The 888-nt window shown below is 35.4% G+C and carries 1 protein-coding gene and 1 pseudogene; both read right to left on the reverse strand.

Annotated features, from left to right (window positions below):
- Positions 1 to 687, reverse strand: a 687-nt coding sequence (locus tag E1176_RS01065) for a class I SAM-dependent methyltransferase (protein WP_155208738.1), incomplete at its 3' end; no start/stop codon positions are given.
- A pseudogene (locus E1176_RS20285) lies at positions 678 to 888 on the reverse strand (DUF2071 domain-containing protein); the annotation flags it as partial. The gene E1176_RS01065 and the pseudogene E1176_RS20285, both read right to left, overlap by 10 nt.

Here is an 888-nt window from a genome sequence, read left to right on the forward strand (position 1 = left end):
AGCTTCATTGAACGCACTCATCCACTCCCTACGAGAAAAGAAGTGTGTAAAACCTATTGAGAATGCTAGAAAGTTTGGAATGTCCCTTAGGTGTTCAACGGTGATTACTTTGCCACTTGACTTGAGAACTCTTTTGCATTCTTTTAAAAAACTTACTCTTTCAGCATATGATCTTATTTCATGTGCTGAAGAAAGTAAAAATATTAGATCGAGCGACTCGTCTTCGCAAGGGATAGAGTTTGACTCAATAGATTTGGTGCCTGGGTAAATAGCGCTTACTTTTCTAGCCCTGACAATTGCTGGTTCGGTATGATTCTCAGAATTGTAAAAGTCAAATACAGAGATCTCTGTTTCAGGGAATTTACTTTTTAATATAAAACTGGTTTCATCAAAGCCTGCATTGATATTAGCGATATGTTTTGGGTTAGATTGAGAAATGTTGTTGTGTGCTAACCAGTCGAAATTGTAATAACCAGAAAGGTCATAAACATAAGCAGAGACTAAGAGAGGCGCTATTAAACCATACCCAAAAGCTCCAACCAGAATCCATATCCAAAATAATGGCCAGCTTAGGTAAGAGAGTAACAAAATTAGAATTGCTAAAACAAGTAAACCTATTATATAAAAGTGTCTATTAAAACTGAGAATGTTTAATACACCTTGTAATCTTCTTCTTTTTAATTCCATTTCTCTTTTCTACCCTTTTTCCAATAATATGGAATGTTACTTACCACAAAAGCATTTGCTAGTCGGATACTTTTAAATCTTTTCCGATTTATAAAACCTACGTCAGCCTTAATTACCTGTAGTGGGTGTGGTTTCCAGTGCTGTCTCACACCTTCGATGATTAAAACCTCTTTTTTGTCTTGATTGTAGGTAAAGGTAAAT

The organism is Fulvivirga aurantia (assembly GCF_009711475.1).
Taxonomy (GTDB): Bacteria; Bacteroidota; Bacteroidia; order Cytophagales; family Cyclobacteriaceae; genus Fulvivirga; species Fulvivirga aurantia.